14 protein-coding genes are annotated in these 18850 nt (G+C 65.2%); 8 read left to right on the top strand and 6 right to left on the bottom strand.

The annotated features are described in order from the left end of the window. On the bottom strand, positions 1-360 hold the full coding sequence (locus FYJ92_RS10095; protein ID WP_185260621.1) for a hypothetical protein: 360 nt from the start codon (positions 358-360) through the stop codon (positions 1-3). 92 nt (positions 361-452) lie between these two features. Further along, entirely contained in the window at positions 453-3602 is a 3150-nt protein-coding gene (locus FYJ92_RS10090) for an efflux RND transporter permease subunit (RefSeq protein ID WP_255482018.1), read from the bottom strand. Between the two features lie 624 nt (positions 3603-4226). Here FYJ92_RS10090 and leuS point away from each other — a divergent pair. From leuS to holA, 5 genes are all read left to right on the top strand, one after another. Further along, complete coding sequence (gene leuS / locus FYJ92_RS10085) at positions 4227-6758, top strand: leucine--tRNA ligase (RefSeq protein WP_185260619.1); 2532 nt, start codon at positions 4227-4229, stop codon at positions 6756-6758. Between the two features lie 57 nt (positions 6759-6815). Continuing rightward, positions 6816-7841: a DegV family protein gene (locus FYJ92_RS10080; protein WP_185260618.1), complete on the top strand. Its 1026-nt coding sequence runs from the start codon at positions 6816-6818 to the stop codon at positions 7839-7841. Between the two features lie 77 nt (positions 7842-7918). Further along, a complete protein-coding gene (locus FYJ92_RS10075) occupies positions 7919-8812 on the top strand; it encodes a ComEA family DNA-binding protein (RefSeq protein WP_185260617.1) in 894 nt (297 codons plus the stop codon). Positions 8813-9209: 397 nt separating this feature from the next. Continuing rightward, on the top strand, positions 9210-10811 hold the full coding sequence (locus FYJ92_RS10070) for a ComEC/Rec2 family competence protein (RefSeq protein ID WP_255482017.1): 1602 nt from the start codon (positions 9210-9212) through the stop codon (positions 10809-10811). Further along, on the top strand, positions 10745-11761 hold the full coding sequence (holA, locus tag FYJ92_RS10065; RefSeq protein ID WP_185260615.1) for a DNA polymerase III subunit delta: 1017 nt from the start codon (positions 10745-10747) through the stop codon (positions 11759-11761). The genes FYJ92_RS10070 and holA overlap by 67 nt, the downstream gene beginning before the upstream one ends. A 119-nt stretch (positions 11762-11880) precedes the next feature. Here the strand turns inward: holA and rpsT are convergent, their stop codons facing one another. Both rpsT and FYJ92_RS10055 read right to left on the bottom strand, forming a co-directional pair. After that, positions 11881-12141 carry a 30S ribosomal protein S20 gene (rpsT, locus tag FYJ92_RS10060; protein ID WP_056340153.1) on the bottom strand — a complete coding sequence of 87 codons (261 nt, stop codon included), beginning with the start codon at positions 12139-12141 and terminating at the stop codon, positions 11881-11883. 168 nt (positions 12142-12309) lie between these two features. Beyond that, entirely contained in the window at positions 12310-12816 is a 507-nt protein-coding gene (locus FYJ92_RS10055; RefSeq protein ID WP_185260614.1) for a type II toxin-antitoxin system PemK/MazF family toxin, read from the bottom strand. Positions 12817-12977: 161 nt separating this feature from the next. Here FYJ92_RS10055 and lepA point away from each other — a divergent pair, with 161 nt between their 5' ends. After that, a complete protein-coding gene (gene lepA / locus FYJ92_RS10050; RefSeq protein WP_185260613.1) occupies positions 12978-14831 on the top strand; it encodes a translation elongation factor 4 in 1854 nt (617 codons plus the stop codon). A 36-nt stretch (positions 14832-14867) separates the two neighbouring features. Next, positions 14868-16097 (top strand): radical SAM family heme chaperone HemW, encoded by a 1230-nt coding sequence (gene hemW, locus FYJ92_RS10045; protein ID WP_185260612.1) that lies wholly within the window; start codon positions 14868-14870, stop codon positions 16095-16097. 121 nt (positions 16098-16218) lie between these two features. Here the strand turns inward: hemW and FYJ92_RS10040 are convergent, their stop codons facing one another. Then, entirely contained in the window at positions 16219-16638 is a 420-nt protein-coding gene (locus FYJ92_RS10040; RefSeq protein WP_185260611.1) for a DUF4870 domain-containing protein, read from the bottom strand. Between the two features lie 129 nt (positions 16639-16767). Continuing rightward, entirely contained in the window at positions 16768-17616 is an 849-nt protein-coding gene (locus FYJ92_RS10035; RefSeq protein ID WP_185260610.1) for a DUF3097 domain-containing protein, read from the bottom strand. 147 nt (positions 17617-17763) lie between these two features. Between FYJ92_RS10035 and hrcA the strand changes: the two genes are divergently transcribed. Beyond that, on the top strand, positions 17764-18777 hold the full coding sequence (gene hrcA / locus FYJ92_RS10030; RefSeq protein WP_185260609.1) for a heat-inducible transcriptional repressor HrcA: 1014 nt from the start codon (positions 17764-17766) through the stop codon (positions 18775-18777). Positions 18778-18850: the final 73 nt, after the last annotated feature.

The following is an 18850-nucleotide window of genomic DNA, read 5'->3' as shown; positions in this document are numbered from 1 at the left end:
TCATTTGCCTGTGACGAACTCAGCGCCGAACAGCTCAGCTGCGGCTACGGTCACCACTGGCGTTCCTACGGCTGGGCCGACACTGGCTGTGACCGCGCCCGCTTCGACTTTGGTCACCGTGACGGCCTGGCGTTCGTACACCCGCGGCTCGGGGTTGATGTAGACCCAGGTCATACCCTGCGCGTCGTATAGCAGCGCAGCGTAGGGGAAGAGGAGGCCTGCGCCCCCCGGCGCCGGTTTGACCGTGTCGGTGAGCAGTTCCAGCCGGTCGATAGCCCGCTGACTCAGCGTAATGCGGGCAATGCCCGTGGTGGCATTCTTTTCCACCGTGGCTGGCGCTTCAGATGCAGATTGTGCCACGGCCGAGGGTTGTGCGCAGGCGGGCAGTGAAAATATCAGTCCTGCACAGAGGAGGACCGCCATTGGCCGGCGTCGCAGGAGCTTGTTGCTGGTCATGATACTTCCACCTTTTCCGGCATAACGGGCATGACTGGTACTTCCGATTCGTAGACTTCCGACCACTCTTCCGGTTCGGTGCGGGGACCGAACCAGAGCGTGAGCAGCGGGAGCACAAAGAGCCCCACGAGCGTTGTGGTCACGAGGCCGCTGGCAATGATTAGCAGCATCGGTACGATCAAGGCCTCGCCTACCGTGCCGCCGAGGACGGCTGGCGGTATCAGTACGAGGAGCGTAATGAGGGCCGATTTGAGGATCGGCGATATGCGGTCCCGGGCCGCCGTCATGACCACATCAGTTCGAGAAAGCTCGTCGGAGTCCATCCATATTTCGTCGACACGCGCGGACAGGAGCGCCGCGTTCCGTGCAGCGATCGCCAGGACGGCAGCAAACGCCGTCAGTGACAGCCAGGACAGAGACGCCGCCCCGATCCACGCGGCGATCGCTGCTCCCGCCATCGCAGCCGGAAGCGTCAGCAAGACAGCGAGGGCAAGTTTCCAGCTCCGCACCGCGGTTTGAAGCAGAAGCAGCACAGCCAGGATCGCTGCGATTCCGAGTCCATGAACCAGGGTGTCTGCAGCCTGCAGCTGGCTGAATTTGGTGGGGATCTCAGCGTGGTACTCGACAGGGAACTGGATCTGTTGGAGAGCCGCCTCAATATCCCGCTGGATATCTGCCAGTGGGCGTCCGCTTACGTCAGCCACAACGTCAATCCGACGTGAAGTGGCGTCGTGCTGGATGACAACTTCGCTAGGGACCATGCGGACCTCGGCGATCTGGCCCAGTTGGACGTGGCCGCCGTTCGGAGCATCCAGGAGCAGCTCACGGATGCTGGTCAGATCATCCCGGACGCCAACCGCGCCTCGCACAACTACTTCAAACACCTTCTGCTGTTCAAATAGGTTGCCCACAACGATGCCCTGCATAAGCGTCGCCGCAGCACGCCTGGCGTCACCAGGTTTGATGCCGAACTTTTGAGCGGCTTCGAGATTGACCTGGACCTCTACGATCGGGGTCATGTCCGTCGCGTCGATAGTCGGGTTGTTCACACCGTCAATCTTCTGAAGGGCCTGGCGGACCTCTTCTGCTTTTTCACGCAGCACCGGCAGTTCCGTTCCGTAGACCCGGACCGCGAAGCCCGGCTCGAGGCTGGCGCGCATGTCTCCGACTGTCTGTTGGGAGTAGTTCAACACGTTGTGCGCGATGCCGGGGTAACCCTGGACAACGTCCCGTACCGCTTGCTCCGCTTGGTCGAAGTCGGCGTCCCGTGCGATCGATACCCACAGCTCAGCAGAGCTGTTGCCAACCACTTGATCCGCGGAGATGGCGCGCCCGACGTGCCCGCCGACTCCTGAAACGCCAGGGATGGCCCTGAGCTCATCGGAGGCCCTAGCCGCGATGCGCCGGACTTCGTCATTGGACGTCCCGGCGATGGTGTCCCACTGCACCAGCAGGGTCCGGTCGGGCATGGTGGGAACGGGCGGCCGGCTTCCTCCCAGTTGCGAGCCTGCAGCTACGCCAAGGATCCCCACGACCACCACCGCCAGAACTGCCAGAGGTCTCCGGGAGTTGACTCTGCCCAGTGCGCGCTGGTATTGCGCCTTCACATGACCGACGGCGGGGAGTTCCTTTTCCCTTATCGCCCTCGGCGGAAGCAGGAAATGCGCCAGCACGGGCGTTACGGACAGGCCTACTAGCAGGGAGGCTGTAAGAGTCAGAGCCAATGACCAGAAAAGCGGCGAAAGGAAAGAGCCGCCTACTCCGGTCACGAAAAGCGTTGGAATGAGGACAGCCACCATGATGAGGGATGCGTGGAAGAGCGGTGTGCGGACCCCCCGGACTATGTAGCTGGTCCGTGACCTGGGAGGAGCTTCGCGCCCCATCTCATCCTGAACTTTGGCCTGTCGCCGGTAGGCCTGGACGTCTTCGATGATGTCGCCCACGATCACGGACGTGCCGAGCAGAACGCCCATCAGGATAGTGATGTTCAGCGTTGCGTTTTGGGTGAACAGCACTACCGCCGCCGTCATCACCGTAGTGCAGATGGACAGGAGTGCAATCACGGCCACCCGCCAGGAACGGAAGAGCAGCCAGAACAGCGTTACCGCTATCAGCAGGCTGATCAGCAGGGCCAGGCCGAGACTGTTGACTGAGTCCTGAACGCCGGTTGCCGGCCGGAAAACAGACGTATCGATCTGGACCCCTGTCAGGCCGGGCTCCATATCCTTCAGCGCCGCCTCAACGTTCCGGGTGACCTCCAGAGCGCTGGTGCCAGGGAACTTTTCGATGACCAGCATCAGGCCGGCGTCGGCCCCGAGAACGACGTCGCCGATCAGCGGCTGGTGGTCTTCTTTGATCTTGGCGATGTCGCCCAGCAGCAATGCCGGGTTTGTATCCTCCACGCTCACCTTGGCCAGGTCTGCCGGGCTGCGAATGGGAAGGACGTGCTGGATGCCGAGACGCTGGCTCGGCGACTCCACGAACCCGCCGGTTCCGGGCGTTGAAGCCTCAAGGAAGCTCAACGGCGAAACCCAGACGGCGTTCCCTGTGGTCTTGATGAGCTGCTCAAGGGTAATGCCCTTGTCACGCAGCTGCGTCGGAGTGACTTCAACCTGCAGCTGTTGCTCGCGTTGGCCCCAGATGGACACGTTCGCCACACCCGGGATACCGATCAGCCGCGGCTTGATCTTCCATCTGGCAAGGACCGACAGCTCAATGCCGGAGAGCTCCTTGGAGTCGATCCTCACCATCAGCACGCGGCTGGTGGAGGACACGGGTTGCATGATGAGCGGCGGCGATGAGACGTTAGGCAGTGCGTGTGCCTGGGTCATTCTTTCGGCGACCAACTGGCGGGCGCGCAGGAGGTCCGTGCCTGGTTCGAAGACAAGTTCGATGGACGACAGGCCCGGGACTGATTTGGATCGGATCTCGTCCAGCCATGCAACCCCGTTGAGGAGGTCTGCCTCCATGGGTGAGGTGATGAGCTGTTCAACTTCAACAGCGGAGAGCCCTAGGGCCTCAGTTTGGATCTCTACTTGTGCGGGGGCGAACTCCGGCATTGTGTCCACAGCCATATGTGGAACGTTCACGATGCCAAAAGTAATAAGGCCCGCCGCGAGGGCGAGAACCAAGATTCGGAACTGCATGCTGAACCGGGTAACCCAGCCAAACATGGCTAGAGTCTCGCCGGTTCTTTGCAGGCGTGAAAGGACGATTGCAGCCCATCACAACGTTGTGCGGGACATAAACGCCAAGAATACATTTCAGGCTCCTCGACCTGAGACCGTCTTGTTTCCCCACAGACTTGACAATACTGTGGACTGATTCGACTCGTTTGGCAAGGGGGTATGCAACCCCGCGTTCACCCATCCCGTTAGGGGGTTCTCAGTGGCGAAGCGATCAAGGCTATCTAATGGTCTCGGAAGTTCCGAGGCCGGCGCCGTCCTGCGGCGATCGCCGTCGCTCTTGCTTGGTCAGGGCACCACCGATGGCGCGGGTCCGGGGGCCGGCGCGAGGAGCAGGACTCCGGCCGGGCACGGGGCACTTGCCCGGGCCCGCCCACCTGCATTGGGTAGGCTAAAGTAGTCCTATGCGTGCGATCCTTCTGCTTAGCTAGCCGCCCGGTGTCCGGAATCAACCGGAATGCCGCGCGGCTGCCCCTCCATGGAGAGGGGCTTTTGTGTGTCCGGGCACGTTTGACGGGCCGGCAGCAGAGGGGATCAGACCGTTGCGGCAGTACCGATGCCACAACAGAACAGAAGAGGGCAGCAGTGAGCGTTCAGCCGGAGACAGAGACCGGAACAGCAGCAGTGGCGGCGGAAACACCCGAAGAGGGTGCCTACAGCTTCGCGGCGATGGAGGCCAAGTGGCCGCAGGTGTGGGAAGACCTTAAGGTTTTCACCCCGGTGGATGATGGTTCCCGCGAGCGCCGCTACGTGCTGGACATGTTCCCGTACCCCTCGGGTGACCTGCACATGGGCCACGCCGAGGCTTTTGCCATGGGCGATGTCGTGGCCCGGTACCTGCGGCAAAAGGGCTTCGACGTCCTGCACCCGATCGGCTGGGACTCCTTCGGCCTGCCGGCGGAAAACGCCGCCATCAAGCGCAATGCCCACCCGAGCGAGTGGACCTACGCCAACATCGACACCCAGGCGGCGTCGTTCAAGCGTTACGCGATATCCGCGGACTGGTCCCGGCGGGTGCACACCTCGGACCCCGAGTACTACCGCTGGACCCAGTGGCTGTTCAAGCGCTTCTACGAGCGGGGCCTGGCATACCGCAAGGACTCCCCGGTTAACTGGTGCCCCAAGGACCAGACCGTCCTGGCCAATGAACAGGTGGTCAATGGTGCCTGCGAACGCTGCGGCACCCCCGTCACCAAGAAATCCCTGAACCAGTGGTACTTCAAAATCACCGAGTACGCTGACCGGCTGCTCGATGACATGGACGGGCTGCGCGGCCACTGGCCCGAGCGGGTTCTGGCGATGCAGAAGAACTGGATCGGCCGCTCCGAAGGTGCCCACGTCACCTTTGTGATCGAAGCCGCCGGCGGCAAGCCCGCCAAGGACGTCACCGTCTTCACCACCCGCCCGGACACCCTGTACGGTGCCACGTTCTTTGTTGTGGCCGCCGACGCCCCGATCGCCGTCGAACTCGTCACCGAAGAGTACGCCGCCGCTCTGGACGCCTACCGCGAACAGGTCAAGGCGCTGACCGAAATCGAACGCCAGTCCACCGACCGTGAAAAGACGGGTGTCTTCACCGGCCGCTACGCCGTCAACCCCCTGAACGGTGAAAGGCTGCCGGTCTGGGCTGCTGACTACGTCCTGGCCGACTACGGCACCGGCGCCATCATGGCCGTCCCGGCCCACGACCAGCGCGACCTCGACTTTGCCACGACGTTCGACCTGCCCGTCCGGGCCGTGTTGGACACAGGTGAGGAGGACCCCGCCGTTTCCGGCAAAGCCACCTCCGGCGAGGGCACCCTGATCAACTCAGGCATCCTCGATGGGCTGCCCAAGGCAGAAGCCATCCCCGCTGCCATCGACATCCTCGAAAAGCAGGGCACCGGCGAGAAGTTCGTCAACTTCCGCCTGCGTGACTGGCTGCTGAGCCGTCAGCGGTTCTGGGGCACGCCCATCCCGATCATCCACTGCCCTGCCTGCGGCGAGGTTCCGGTTCCTGACGAACAGCTGCCTGTCAGGCTGCCGGCGGACCTGCGCGGCGAGGACCTGTCCCCGAAGGGCACGTCACCGCTGGCCGCCGCCGAAGCCTGGGTCAACGTCGACTGTCCCAATTGCCACGGGCCGGCAAAGCGCGACACCGACACCATGGACACCTTCGTGGACTCGTCCTGGTACTTCCTGCGGTTCGTCTCGCCGCAGTACACCGAGGGCCCGTTCGATCCGGCGAAGATCAACGAGTGGATGCCCGTGGGCCAGTATGTGGGTGGCGTGGAGCATGCCATCCTGCACCTGCTGTACGCCCGGTTCTTTACCAAGGTCATCCACGACCTCGGCATGATCGACGCCGACGAGCCCTTCAGCGCGCTGCTGAACCAGGGCCAGGTCCTCAACGGGGGCAAGGCCATGAGCAAATCGCTGGGCAACGGCGTTGACCTCAGCGAGCAGCTGGACAAGTACGGCGTGGACGCTGTCCGCCTGACCATGATCTTCGCGTCCCCGCCGGAGGACGACGTCGACTGGGCGGACGTTTCGCCGTCGGGCTCCGCCAAGTTCCTGGCCCGTGCCTGGCGCCTGGCGCAGGACGTCACCAGCGAGCCTGGTGCCGATGTGGCCGCCGGTGACCGTGCTTTGCGTTCCGTCACGCACCGCACCATCGCTGACGCCGCCGCGCTGCTGGACACCAACAAGTTCAACGTGGTGGTGGCCAAGCTGATGGAGCTGGTCAACGCAACACGCAAGGCCATAGATGCAGCCGGCGGCGCCGGTGGCGCGGATCCCGCTGTCCGGGAGGCGGCGGAAGCCGTTGCCGTCATCCTGAGCCTCTTCGCGCCGTACACGGCGGAAGACATGTGGAACGTCCTGGGCCATCCCGCGTCCGTGGCCAACGCCGGCTGGCCGGTACACGACGAAGCGCTGCTGGTCCAGGAGACCGTCACCGCGGTGGTCCAGGTCCAGGGCAAAGTCCGTGACCGCGTCGAAGTCTCGCCGGGAATCGGCGAAGACGAACTGCGGGAACTGGCCCTGGCCAGCGAAAACGTCCAGCGCGCGCTTGACGGCCGCGGCATCCGCACGGTGATCGTGCGAGCGCCTAAACTGGTCAACATCGTCCCGGCCTAGCCCGGGACACCGGCCGCCGGTTCCAACCGGCGGCCGGTCCTAGACCAGGAGGCGCTCTTGCCCGACCGTGACGCCGCTGCCTGGCTTTGGCTCCGGGAGCGTCTGGCTGCCCTCCGTCCCGCACCGCGCCCTGGCACGCAACCGTCGCCAGCCCCGGTGGCGCCCGCCGTCGTCGTCCGTACCGCAGTGGTTACCGACTCTGCCTCCGCACTGCCGCCCGACTGGGTGCGTTCGTGCGCCGGTGACGGACGCCTGACTGTCATCCCAATGCCCGTTATGGTGGGCGCGGAAATCTACGGCGAGGGCGAAGACGACATCACCGAAACCATTGCGCTGGCACTCGCCAGCGGCACATCGGTCAAGACGTCCCGCCCGTCACCGGGACAGTTTGAACAGGTCTTCCTGGCCGCTGAACGCCTGGGCTACAAAAGCGTGGTCTCCATTCACATCTCCGGAGGCTTGTCCGGCACCGCGGATGCGGCGAGGCTCGCGGCCACCCGGGTGACAATCCCGGTGGAAGTCCTCGACTCCTCCACCGTGGGCATGGCTCTGGGTATGGGTGTCCAGGCCGCGGTGGCAGCAGCCGCGGCAGGCAGCGACACCACAGCCGTAGTCGCCGCGGCGGCGGCGCAGTTCGCGCGCACCAAGGTCTATTTCTACGTGCCCAGCCTTGAACAGCTCCGCCGGGGCGGGCGGATCGGCGCGGCCGCGTCGCTGCTGGGGACCATGTTCGCCATCAAACCCATCCTGGCCGTCGACGACGGCAAGATCATACCGCTGGAAAAGGTCAGATCGGCAGCAAAAGCTGTCGCCCGGCTCGAGGAGCTGGCCGCCGCGGACGCCGCGTCGCGCCCTCGCGGCCAGGCCCGCCTCGCCGTCCACCACTTCGGGAATCCGGCTGAGGCAGAAGCTTTGGCAGCCAGGCTGTCCGCCGCCCTGCCCAGCTGCCCGCCGGCCCAGATCAGCTCCCTGCCCGCCGTCCTGGCAGCCCACGCCGGGCTTGGCGTGCTCGCGGTGATCGTGGGGGAGAACGGCCCAACTGTGCGGAACCCAGAGTCGGAGCTCCCGGCAGCTTCGACATAGTAGCTTCCACCCAGCGGTTTCCACATAGGTGCCGCCGGGGCTGTCCCCGGCGGCGATGCTTCCCTAGCGTTGGGTGCATGTCACGCCGGGACGCTGGAGCAGCAGCACGCCAGGGGGCCCGGCATGCCCGGGACCGGCTGCGGTCCACGCTCGGAGCCGGCCCGGGGCTACTGCTCACCGACGGCGGCGAAAGGGTGTTTGAGTACGACGGCGGCGCTCACGGTTCGTCTGACGACGCCGCTTCGGGGGCCGCTGATGAGTCCCCTGCCGGTACAGACAGGACGGGTCCGGCCCTGAGATGGCGGGTGGGCCTGCGGGTCGCCCTGCTCATTGCTGCCCTCGCGGTACTTGGTAGCTTCTGGTTCTGGGTTCAGGTAGCCGCCGGCCAGCCCGAAGTCAGGCCACTGAGTGACAGCTCCGCCCAGGGCAGCATGCCTGCGGGGGCGGTCACCCAAGGCCCGGAGCCGCGCGGGGCCGGGCAGCCTGAACTGGCGCCGGAAAGTCCACAGGCCGGCACCGTCGTCATCCACGTGGCCGGGGCCGTCGCCGTGCCCGGGGTTGTGCAGTTGCCCGCGGGCAGCCGGGTTCACCAGGCAATCGCCGCGGCAGGTGGCGGCACGCCCGCTGCAGACCTGAACCGGCTCAACCTTGCTGCCGTACTGACGGACGGACAAAAACTCTACGTTCCCCAGGCCGGCGAAGAAATCCCCGCCGGATCGTCCGGCCCACCCGGGGAAGCTGGCGAGGAGCCTGGCAATAGTGGGACCGCGTCAGCAGGAGGAAAGGTCAACCTCAACACGGCAAGCGTCGAAGAGTTGGACGCGCTGCCGAAAGTTGGGCCAGTGCTGGCTCAGCGGATCGTGGACTGGCGCAAGGAACACGGCCCCTTCACCTCGGTCGAGGAACTTGACGCCGTGGACGGGGTGGGCCCCAAGATGCTCGAAACGCTTCTTCCCCTGGTAAGGGTCTGAGGTGGCCGGGCGCAGCCGGTGGAGCCGCTTTGTTGACTCAGCCGTGCAGGGCCAGCGGGCTCCCGGAGCGTTCCCGGCTTCCGTGGGTAGGCCGGCTGTAACTCCGCCCTCCGGGGTTCGAGCCGTGGGGCTGAACCTCCGCAGGCTGGGTGAACGCGTTGGGACAAAACTTCGAGGCAAGGAGCCGTCGATTTCATCAGCGGGTGCGCCGCGCCGGCGCACGGACGTCAGGCTGGCGCTGCCCGCCCTCCTCGTCTGGAGTGCCGCTGTCGCCGGCGTTTGGCTTGCCCCAGGGGCGCTGGTAGGGCTCTGCTGCGGGTTGGTGCTGTCGGCCGCCTGTCTGTTGATCCGGGCGTTGCGAGGCAGGGCGCTGGTGGCGGGCCGGCGGAGCTTTTTGATGACCACCGCGGTTGCCTTGTTACTGGCCGCGACCGCAGCTGCCCATTCGGCTGTCTCCTCGTCCCAACGCCACGACGGGCCGTTTGCCGAAGCTGTCGCGGCCGGGAACTCGGTGGTGGCCATCCTGGAAGTCACTGGATCCCCGCGTGCCATGACCGTCCCGGGAACTTCTGGGCCGCCCGCACGGTGGTCGGTAACGGCGCAGACAGCGGAGATTACCGTCAGCAGCCAGGTCATCCGCACGCGTGCCCCATTGGTGGTCATGGGCGGCAAGGGCTGGGGGGACCTGGTGCCCGGGCAGGTGGTCCGGACGGCCGGCAAGCTGAAGGCGCCCGACGCAGGCCAGCAGGAAACCGCTGTCCTGTCGGCTTCCCTGCCACCCCGTGCCGGTTCCGGGACCGTCGGCAGCGCCGCAGTTGATGATGCCGATGCCCCCGCCTGGCAGCTTGTCGCCAAGGACCTGCGCGTCCGCTATGTCTCCGCTGCGGCTTTTCTTGCCGCAGATCCGGCCGGTCTCCTCCCGGGCATGGTCACCGGAGATACCAGCGCCCTGGACGAAGGGCTCAATGCGGCGATGAAAACTGTGGGCATGACCCACCTGACCGCGGTCAGCGGAGCAAACTGCAGCCTGGTCCTGGGTGCGCTGCTGATCGCTGCACGCAGCCTTCGCCTGCCCCGGCTCCCTGCCGGGGGACTGGCACTGACCGGCCTGGCCATGTTTGTGGTGCTCGTGGGCCCGGACGCGAGCGTGCTGCGTGCCGCGCTGATGGGTTCAATCGCAGTGGCCGCGTTGGCAGGCGGCCGGACGGGCCGCGGCCTCAGTTTCCTCTGCCTCGCCGTAATGGGCCTGCTCCTGATGGACCCCGGCCTCGGTACCAGCTTTGGGTTCCTCCTGTCCGTACTCGCGACCCTGGGCATCATCGTCCTGGGCCGACGGATGATCGACTGGACCCCGGCAGTTATTCCACGCTGGGCAGCCGCGGCCTGCGCCGTTCCGCTCTCCGCGCAGTTGCTGTGCGGCCCGGTGATTGTGCTCCTGCAGCCCCAGTTCTCCACATACTCCCTGCTCGCGAACCTGATGGCAGCCCCGCTGGTAGCACCGGTGACGTTGCTGGGAACGGCAGCGGTCCCAGTGGTGGTTGCTGCGCCGTGGCTGGCCACCGTCCTGATCGCCTTGGCAGGTACTTTCAGCGCCGGCGTGGCAGGAACCGCGCGGATCACGGCCGGATTGCCGGGGGCTGCGCTGCCCTGGCCCGAAGGACCATCCGGACTCCTGACCATGGTGCTGCTCTCCGGGCTGACGTTTGCCATTGTGTGGCTATCCGTCAGGCCGCGGCAGGTGTTCCGGGGGGTCCGGGTACTGCACGCCCGGACCGAATCCGTGTTGGACCTACTGGAAGGGCATCTGGGGGCCGCGGTGTCCCGGTGCCGGCCAGGCCGACGTTGGCCAAGCCAGCGTGCCCCCGGCTTGGCGGCGACGGCCCACCGTGGCAGGCTTAGACACCGCACCAGAATTTCCGGGAGGAATCCACCATGGCCGCAGCCCAGACCACTCGAACCAGGACTCCGGCGTCCAACACGGCCACCTGGCGGGACGTGACGCCAGCCGAAATCGTCCTCGTGGGCGGACCGGAGGAATACCTCGGCATCCGTGCCATGGACCATCTCCGCGCCCAGGTGCGCAGGGCATTCCCCGACGTGGAAGTCAGCCGCCTGACAGCCGGCGCCTACGAAGCCGGAACCCTCGCGATGAATGTCAGCCCCTCACTCTTCGGTGAGCGCAAGCTGATCGTAGTCGAAGGCGTAGAAGGCATGAACGATGCTTTCCTGGCCGACGCGCTGACCTACCTGGCCCGCCCGGAACCGGACGCGGTGCTCGTCCTGCGCCACGCCGGGGGAGTCCGCGGCAAGAAGCTCCTCGACGCTATCAAAGCGGGCGGTTGGCCGGTGGTGGACTGCCAGCCCCTGAAGAAGGATGCGGATAAGGCCACCTTCGTGTCGACTGAATTCAGGGCAGCCGGACGCAAGATCAGCTCGGATGCCGTACAGACGCTGGTGAACGCCGTTGGCGCCAATCTTTCGGAACTCGCGGCGGCGTGCAGCCAGCTGATCGCGGATGCCACGGGGGCAGTGACCCCGGACATGGTGGACCGCTACTATGGCGGCCGGATTGAGGCCACGGCGTTCAAGGTCGCGGACGCTGCCATGGCCGGAAACGGGCCAATAGCTCTCTCCATCCTTCGCCACGCGCTTGCCACCGGAGCCGATCCGGTTCCGCTGGTGGCGGCGCTGGCGGCCAAGCTGCGGACGGTGGCTAAAGTTGCCGGCGCCCAGGGGTCCCCGGCACAGATCGCCCGGGACTTGGGCATGCAGCCGTGGCTCGTCGAGCAGGCTCAGCGCGATGTGCGCCGGTGGACCCCGGAAGGCCTGGTCCGCTCCATCCAGGCGACCGCCGAGGCCGATGCCCAGGTCAAAGGCCTTTCGCGTGATCCCGTCTATGCCGTTGAACATGCCGTGACCGTCATTGCAACCTCTGTGCGCGGGCACTGAATCCAGTTGACTGCGGGGCTACGTAGGTAACGCTGACGTAGAGGCTGGCGACTTAAAGATGTGTGGCCGGCACCCATCGGGTGCCGGCCACAATCATCAGTTCAGGCGAACTGGAAACTTTACAGCGCGTTGACCTTCTTGGAGATGGCCGACTTGCGGTTTGCTGCGTTGTTCTTGTGCAGAACACCCTTGCTGACAGCCTTGTCCAGCTTGCGGCCGGCAACAAGCAGGGCAGCGGCAGCTGCATCCTTGTCGGTGGACTCAACGGCGGTGTTGACGGCGCGGATGGCCGTCTTCAGCTCAGACTTGACTGCGTTGTTGCGCAGGCGGGCCTTCTCGTTGGTAAGGATGCGCTTCTTCTGGGACTTGATATTAGCCACGTGTGAACTCTCTTTTTAATGCGGAAATGGTCTAGAGGGCTTTCAGATTGGCCATTGACTGAGCGGCGTGGGGATACCTATGGCGACCAACCATGAGTGGCCGTCGACCTGCACGGACACACAGCTATACAGAATAGCAGACCCCCCGCAGGCTGGCCATTTGGCGGGCTATTTCCAGCCGTGTCGGCGCCGGATGCCTGCAGCCACCAGATCGAAGCGTTTCCGGTCCAGAACAGCACCTTCGCGCCGGATGGAGTCCGGTCTGATCTGCAGGATCCGTCCCAGGTTGGCCTCGCTGGGCCGCTGCTGGCGGTCCCAACTGCCGGTCCCGATGTCCACGTAGTCTCCGGAGCCGTTGCCGGTATGGTCGTGGTCCTTGCTGGTGAGCATCACTCCCAGCAGATACCGGCCGCTCATGCCCACCAGCAGAACAGGACGGTCTTTGCCCCGGCTGTGGTCCTCTTCATACGGTACCCAGGTCCACACGATCTCGCCGGGGTCGGGACTGCCGTCGGGCTGCGGGGCGTACTCTATGGCAGCCGTGCCGTCAAAGTCGCCAGGATAGATGCCGGGCGTGTCCGGTCCCGCAGGTCGGGTTGGGCCGGGACGGAAGTTCTGCAGGACCCTGACGGAGATCCGGACGGCGTTGGCCAAGGAGCGGAGGTTGAAAGTCATGGGCCAACACTATCGCCGGACCCCAGGGCCGGTTTGACCTGGATGCAATACGATGCGCCCGGACGTGGGAGACTGGAGGTTCCAAATGTGCGGTCCAGCCGCAGGGTGCCTTCGGTGCGTCCTGGCGGCGGTCGCACGAATGTCAACAGTAAGGACCCTGCGTGTCTCCCATGGCCCGCACCGCCCCGGTGCCCGCCGCGACTGATCCGGCCATCATTCGGAATTTCTGCATCATCGCGCACATTGACCACGGTAAATCCACCCTGGCTGACCGCATGCTGCAGTTCACCGGGGTGGTTAAGTCCCGCGACATGAAGGCCCAGTACCTGGATCGCATGGACATTGAGCGCGAACGCGGCATCACTATCAAGTCCCAGGCGGTTCGCATGCCCTGGGAGCTCGATGGGACCAGCTATGCGCTGAATATGATCGATACGCCCGGTCACGTGGACTTCACCTACGAGGTGTCCCGTTCGCTGGCCGCCTGCGAAGGGGCAGTGCTGCTCGTTGACGCGGCGCAGGGCATCGAGGCGCAGACTCTCGCGAACCTCTACCTGGCCATGGAAAACAACCTCACCATCATCCCGGTGCTGAACAAGATCGACCTCCCGGCAGCCCAGCCCGAGAAGTACGCGGCCGAACTGGCCAGTCTGATCGGCGGCGACCCCGACGACGTGCTCCGCGTTTCCGGCAAGACCGGTATGGGCGTCGAGGTCCTGCTGGACAAGATCGTCCGCGACCTGCCGGCCCCTGTGGGGGACCCGGCAGCCCCAGCGCGCGCCATGATCTTCGACTCCGTCTACGATACCTACCGCGGTGTGGTCACCTACGTCCGTGTGGTTGACGGCATGCTGCACCCCCGTGAACGCATCCAGATGATGTCCACCCGGGCCACCCACGAACTCCTGGAGATCGGGGTGAGCTCCCCGGAGCCCACCCCCTCCAAAGGCCTCGGCGTGGGCGAAGTGGGCTACCTCATCACCGGTGTGAAGGACGTCCGCCTGTCCAAGGTGGGCGACACCGTCACCAACCTGGCCAAGCCTGCCACTGCCTCTCTTCCAGGCTACGCCGATGCCAAGCCGATGGTCTTCTCAGGCCTGTATCCGCTGGACGGCACGGACTATCCGGTGCTCCGCGATGCGCTGGAGAAACTGATGCTGAACGACGCGGCACTGGTCTATGAGCCGGAAACGTCCGCCGCGCTGGGATTCGGCTTCCGGGTGGGCTTCCTCGGCCTGCTCCACCTGGAAATCACCAGGGAGCGGCTCGAACGCGAATACAATCTGGACCTGATCTCCACTGCCCCCAACGTGGAGTACGAGGTAACGCTGGAGGACAAGAAGGTGGTCCACGTGACCAACCCCAGCGAATACCCCTCCGGCAAGATCGCCGAGGTCCGCGAGCCGATGGTGGCTGCCACCATCCTTGCTCCGAATGAGTTCGTGGGCGCCATCATGGAACTTTGCCAGAGCCGCCGCGGTGTTATCGGCGGCATGGACTACCTGTCCGAGGACAGGGTCGAAATCCGGTACCGGTTGCCGCTTGCTGAGATCGTGTTCGATTTCTTTGACATCCTCAAATCCAAGACCCGGGGCTACGGCTCGCTCGACTGGAAGGCCGACGGCGAGCAGGTGGCCGACCTGGTCAAGGTGGACATCATGCTCCAGGGTGAACAGGTGGATGCCTTCTCCGCCATCACGCACCGCGAGAAGGCTTATGCCTACGGTGTGATGATGACCGGCAAACTGCGCGAGCTTATTCCCCGCCAGCAGTTCGAAGTGCCCATCCAGGCTGCCATCGGCTCCAGGATCATCGCCCGGGAAAGCATCCGCGCCATCCGCAAGGACGTTCTGGCCAAGTGCTACGGCGGCGACATTTCCCGTAAGCGCAAGCTGCTGGAGAAGCAGAAGGAAGGCAAAAAGCGGATGAAGATGGTGGGCCGTGTTGAGGTTCCCCAGGAAGCCTTCATCGCTGCGTTGACCACTGACGAGTCCAAGGACAAGGCCAAGAAGTAGTGATGAAAGTGGCCGGCAACACCGGAGGCCCCTGTAATGCCTAGCACTCTTCCGCTCGGCGACCCGGCTCCGTCGGACGGTCTGCTGCCCGCCCAGGCAGTGGACGGTGCTGCGGACCGGGCCTTCGGACTGTACGTGCACATTCCGTTCTGCGCGGTGCGCTGCGGATACTGCGACTTCAACACGTACACGGCCACCGAGCTGGGCGGCGGCGCGTCGCAGGACGCCTACGCCAGCACGGCCGTGTCCGAAGTTGACTTTGCCGCCACCGCCCTGCGGGACTCGGGTGTTCCGGACCGGCCGCTGAGTACAGTCTTCTTTGGCGGCGGCACCCCCACGCTGCTCCCTGCGGAAGACCTCGCCCGAATCCTGACAGCCGCCGTCGGGAACTGGGGCTTGGAACCCGGCGCCGAAGTGACCACCGAAGCAAACCCGGACTCGGTCACCCCTGCATCACTGCAGGTGCTGGCCGACTCCGGGTTCACCCGGGTTTCCTTTGGCATGCAGTCCGCGGTTCCCCATGTCCTAAAGGTCTTGGACCGCACGCACACGCCCAGTCGCGTGCCGCAGGTGGTCCAGTGGGCGCGGGACGCCGGACTGGCCGTGAGCCTGGATCTTATCTACGGGACGCCGGGGGAGTCCCTGGCGGACTGGCGGTTCTCCCTGGAGACGGCCCTGTCCTACCAGCCTGACCACATCAGTGCCTACGCGCTGATCGTGGAGGACGGCACCAAGCTGGCCGCCCAGATCCGCCGTGGTGAAGTCCCGGGGATCGACGACGACGACCACGCCGACAAGTACGAACTCGCCGACCAACTGATCGGCGCGGCGGGCCTCAGCTGGTACGAGGTTAGCAACTGGTCCCGGACGCCGGAGCAGGCATGCCGGCATAATCTGGCGTACTGGCGGGGGGACGACTGGTGGGGCATCGGACCAGGTGCGCACTCACACGTCGGCGGAGTCCGGTGGTGGAACGTCAAGCACCCTACGGCCTACGCCGGACGGCTCGCCCAGGGCCTGTCACCGGCCGCCGGGCGGGAAACGCTCGACGCCGAAACCCGCGACGTGGAGCGCGTGATGCTTGAGGCCCGGCTCGTGTCGGGGCTGGCAACGTCAACGCTGGGCGAACACGGTCAGCACGCCGTGGCCGGGCTCATTGCGGACGGCCTGGTGGAGCCGCCGGCAGCCTTCCACGGCACGCTGGTTTTGACCCTGAAGGGGCGCCTGCTGGCCGATGCCGTGGTCCGCAGGATCCTGCCGGACTAACGGTGGTGGGCCCACGCCCGCAGGGTTCCCTGGCCGAGCCTGCGAGGTTAGCGCGGCGGTCCCTTCCCAACTCTCGCAAGCTCGCGTCGGGGCCCTCGGGACGCCGCTTAGCGGGTGGGGACTACTTGATCCAGCGCAGGTTGTACTGGTAACGGTGCGGCTGGCCCTTGTTGACATGGATACCTGCGGCCACCGAGAAGCAGGTCAGGGCAATCCAGATCAGGGTGGCGATGACAGCGAAAATGTTTCCCACCACCGGAATAAACACCAGGACGTTGGCCACCAGCGCAGCAATGGTGGGCGGCAGGCTGAAGTTGAGTGCTTCCTTGGATTCCTGGGCGGTAAACGGCCCGCGCTCACGGAAAATCAGGTAGATCAGCAGGGACGGAACACAGCCGAGAATCCCGCCGAAATGCGCCAGCGTGGCCCACTGGCGGTCTTCGCTGGCCGTCAGCGGCAGCGCATTTGCCGGAACGCCCTGGTACTCTGAACGGCCCTGGCCGCCGTGGTCGTCCCGGTGCTCGCGTGCGTTTTGTGCCACGGTTTTCTTCCTTCGAAAGTGCAATGGTGCTGGGTTGGAGAATGCCGGACTGAAAGCAACTGCAGCCTCCGCAGTACCAAGAATACTGGTTCAGCCACCAAATGCCGCCGCCCCGAGCCGGATCCGGCGTTAATGCACTGTCAGGAAGTCGATGACTTCCTCCACCCGTCCGAGCAGTGATGCCTCCAGATCCGCGTAGCTGCGGACAGCGCCCAGCAGCCTTTGCCAGCCAAGCCCAATATCTTCCTTGGTGGAGTGCGGCCAGCCGAACGCTGTCAGAATGCCCGTCTTCCAGTCCTGCCCGCGGGGCACCACAGGCCACTGTTCGATGCCCAGGACAGCGGGCCGGATGGCCTGCCACACGTCAACGTAAGGGTGACCGACGATCAGGACATTGCCGGCAGCGCCGGGGGAATCCATTACGGCGGCAGCGATGCGAGACTCCTTTGAGTCCGGCACCAGGTGGTCCACCAGGACCCCCAGCCGGCGGCCGGGACCCGGACCGAACGCGGCCACCGCCCCGGTGAGGTCATCAATGCCATGCAAAGGTTCGACGACGATGCCCTCAACGCGGAGATCGTCACCCCAGACCTTCTCCACCAGTTCGGCGTCGTGTTTGCCTTCCACCCAGATTCTGCTCGCCTTGGCCACCTGGGCACGCTGGCCGGCCACGCGGACTGAGCCGGACGCCGTCCGGCCGGCCGCCACGGGGGCGGCCTGCCTGGGCGCCGGGGGAACGAGCCGGATGGGCTGCCCCTCCAGGAGGAACCCGAAACCGAGCCGGAAGGACCGGGACTTGCCTCGCCGGTCTTCGAGGGCCACGACATGCATGCCGCCGGACTTCTCCACCCGGGTCACCGCTCCCACCCAGCCGGACTGGGCATCTTCAAGGACCATGCCGCGTTCCACGGGAACCTCAGGAAGTTCGCTCCTGACGGGCGCGGTGATCTCCTGCGGACCCCAGTTCTGGTATTGCATGGATTGATTCCGCCTTGCCGCTAGATCCTGGCCCGGAATTTCGCCCGGAGCGGTACCAATGCTAACAACGGGGTGACTCATATTAGACTGTTAGCACTTAGGCATGTCGAGTGCTAACCCCGCAGTGACCACGGATGGAGGTGGAGTATGAGCGAGCCGCGCAAACTCGAAGTACTGCGCGCCATCGTGGAGGACTATGTGCACTCCCGCGAGCCGGTGGGTTCCAAAGCGCTCGTGGAACGCCACCACCTCGGCGTGTCCAGCGCCACTATCCGCAACGACATGGCGGCCTTGGAAGACGACGGCCTGATCACTGCCCCGCACACCAGCGCCGGACGGATCCCCACAGACAAAGGCTACCGGCTGTTTGTGGACCAGATTTCAGCGGTAAAGCCGCTTTCCCAGGCGGAACGGCGGGCGATCCAGGCGCTGCTGGAGGGCGCAGACGATCTGGACGACGTCCTGGACAGGACCGTCAGGATGCTGTCGCAGCTAACCAACCAGGTCGCCGTCGTGCAGTATCCGCATCTGAGCCGCGCCACCATCCGCCACATCGAATTCGTCCTGCTTGCGCCGCGGCAGGTCCTCGTGGTCCTCATCGCCACCACCGGCAAGGTAGAACAGCGCGTAATCGACGTCGGCCAGAACCTCGGCGACGACGCCGTCGCGTCGTTGCGGGCACACTTCCTCGGGTCCCTCGCGGGCATCTCGCTGAGCCGCCTGACGCCGTCGCTGCCGGGGGTCGTTTCGTCCGTCAGCCCGGGCCAGCGTGCGGCGGCCCAGGCATTGGCCCACGGGCTGGAAACGCTCGCCCACAACAGCCGCGAGGAACGCATGGTCATGGCCGGAACAGCGAACCTCGCCCGCTCCAATGTGGATTTTCCGCTCAGTATCGGACCGGTCCTGGAAGCCCTCGAGGAGCAGGTTGTCCTGTTGCGCCTCCTAAGCGACATGGCGCAGGATCCGAGGGGTGTGGCAGTCAGCATCGGGCGTGAAAACCCGTACGACGGGCTCGCGGAAGCCTCCGTGGTGGCCACGGGCTACGGACCAGACAGCACCGCCAAGATCGGTGTGCTGGGCCCCACCCGGATGGACTATCCCACCACCATGGCCGCCGTCAGGGCAGTAGCCCGTTACCTTTCAAGAATTCTGGGTCCGTAACAGCACTACGGTCCAGGCACGAAGAGCAGTGCCGGCAGCCCGCCTGCCGGCAGTACAACAAGGAAGAGATACG

The organism is Pseudarthrobacter sp. NBSH8 (assembly GCF_014217545.1).
Taxonomy (GTDB): domain Bacteria; phylum Actinomycetota; class Actinomycetes; order Actinomycetales; family Micrococcaceae; genus Arthrobacter.
This window is presented reverse-complemented; position numbering and strand designations above follow the sequence as displayed.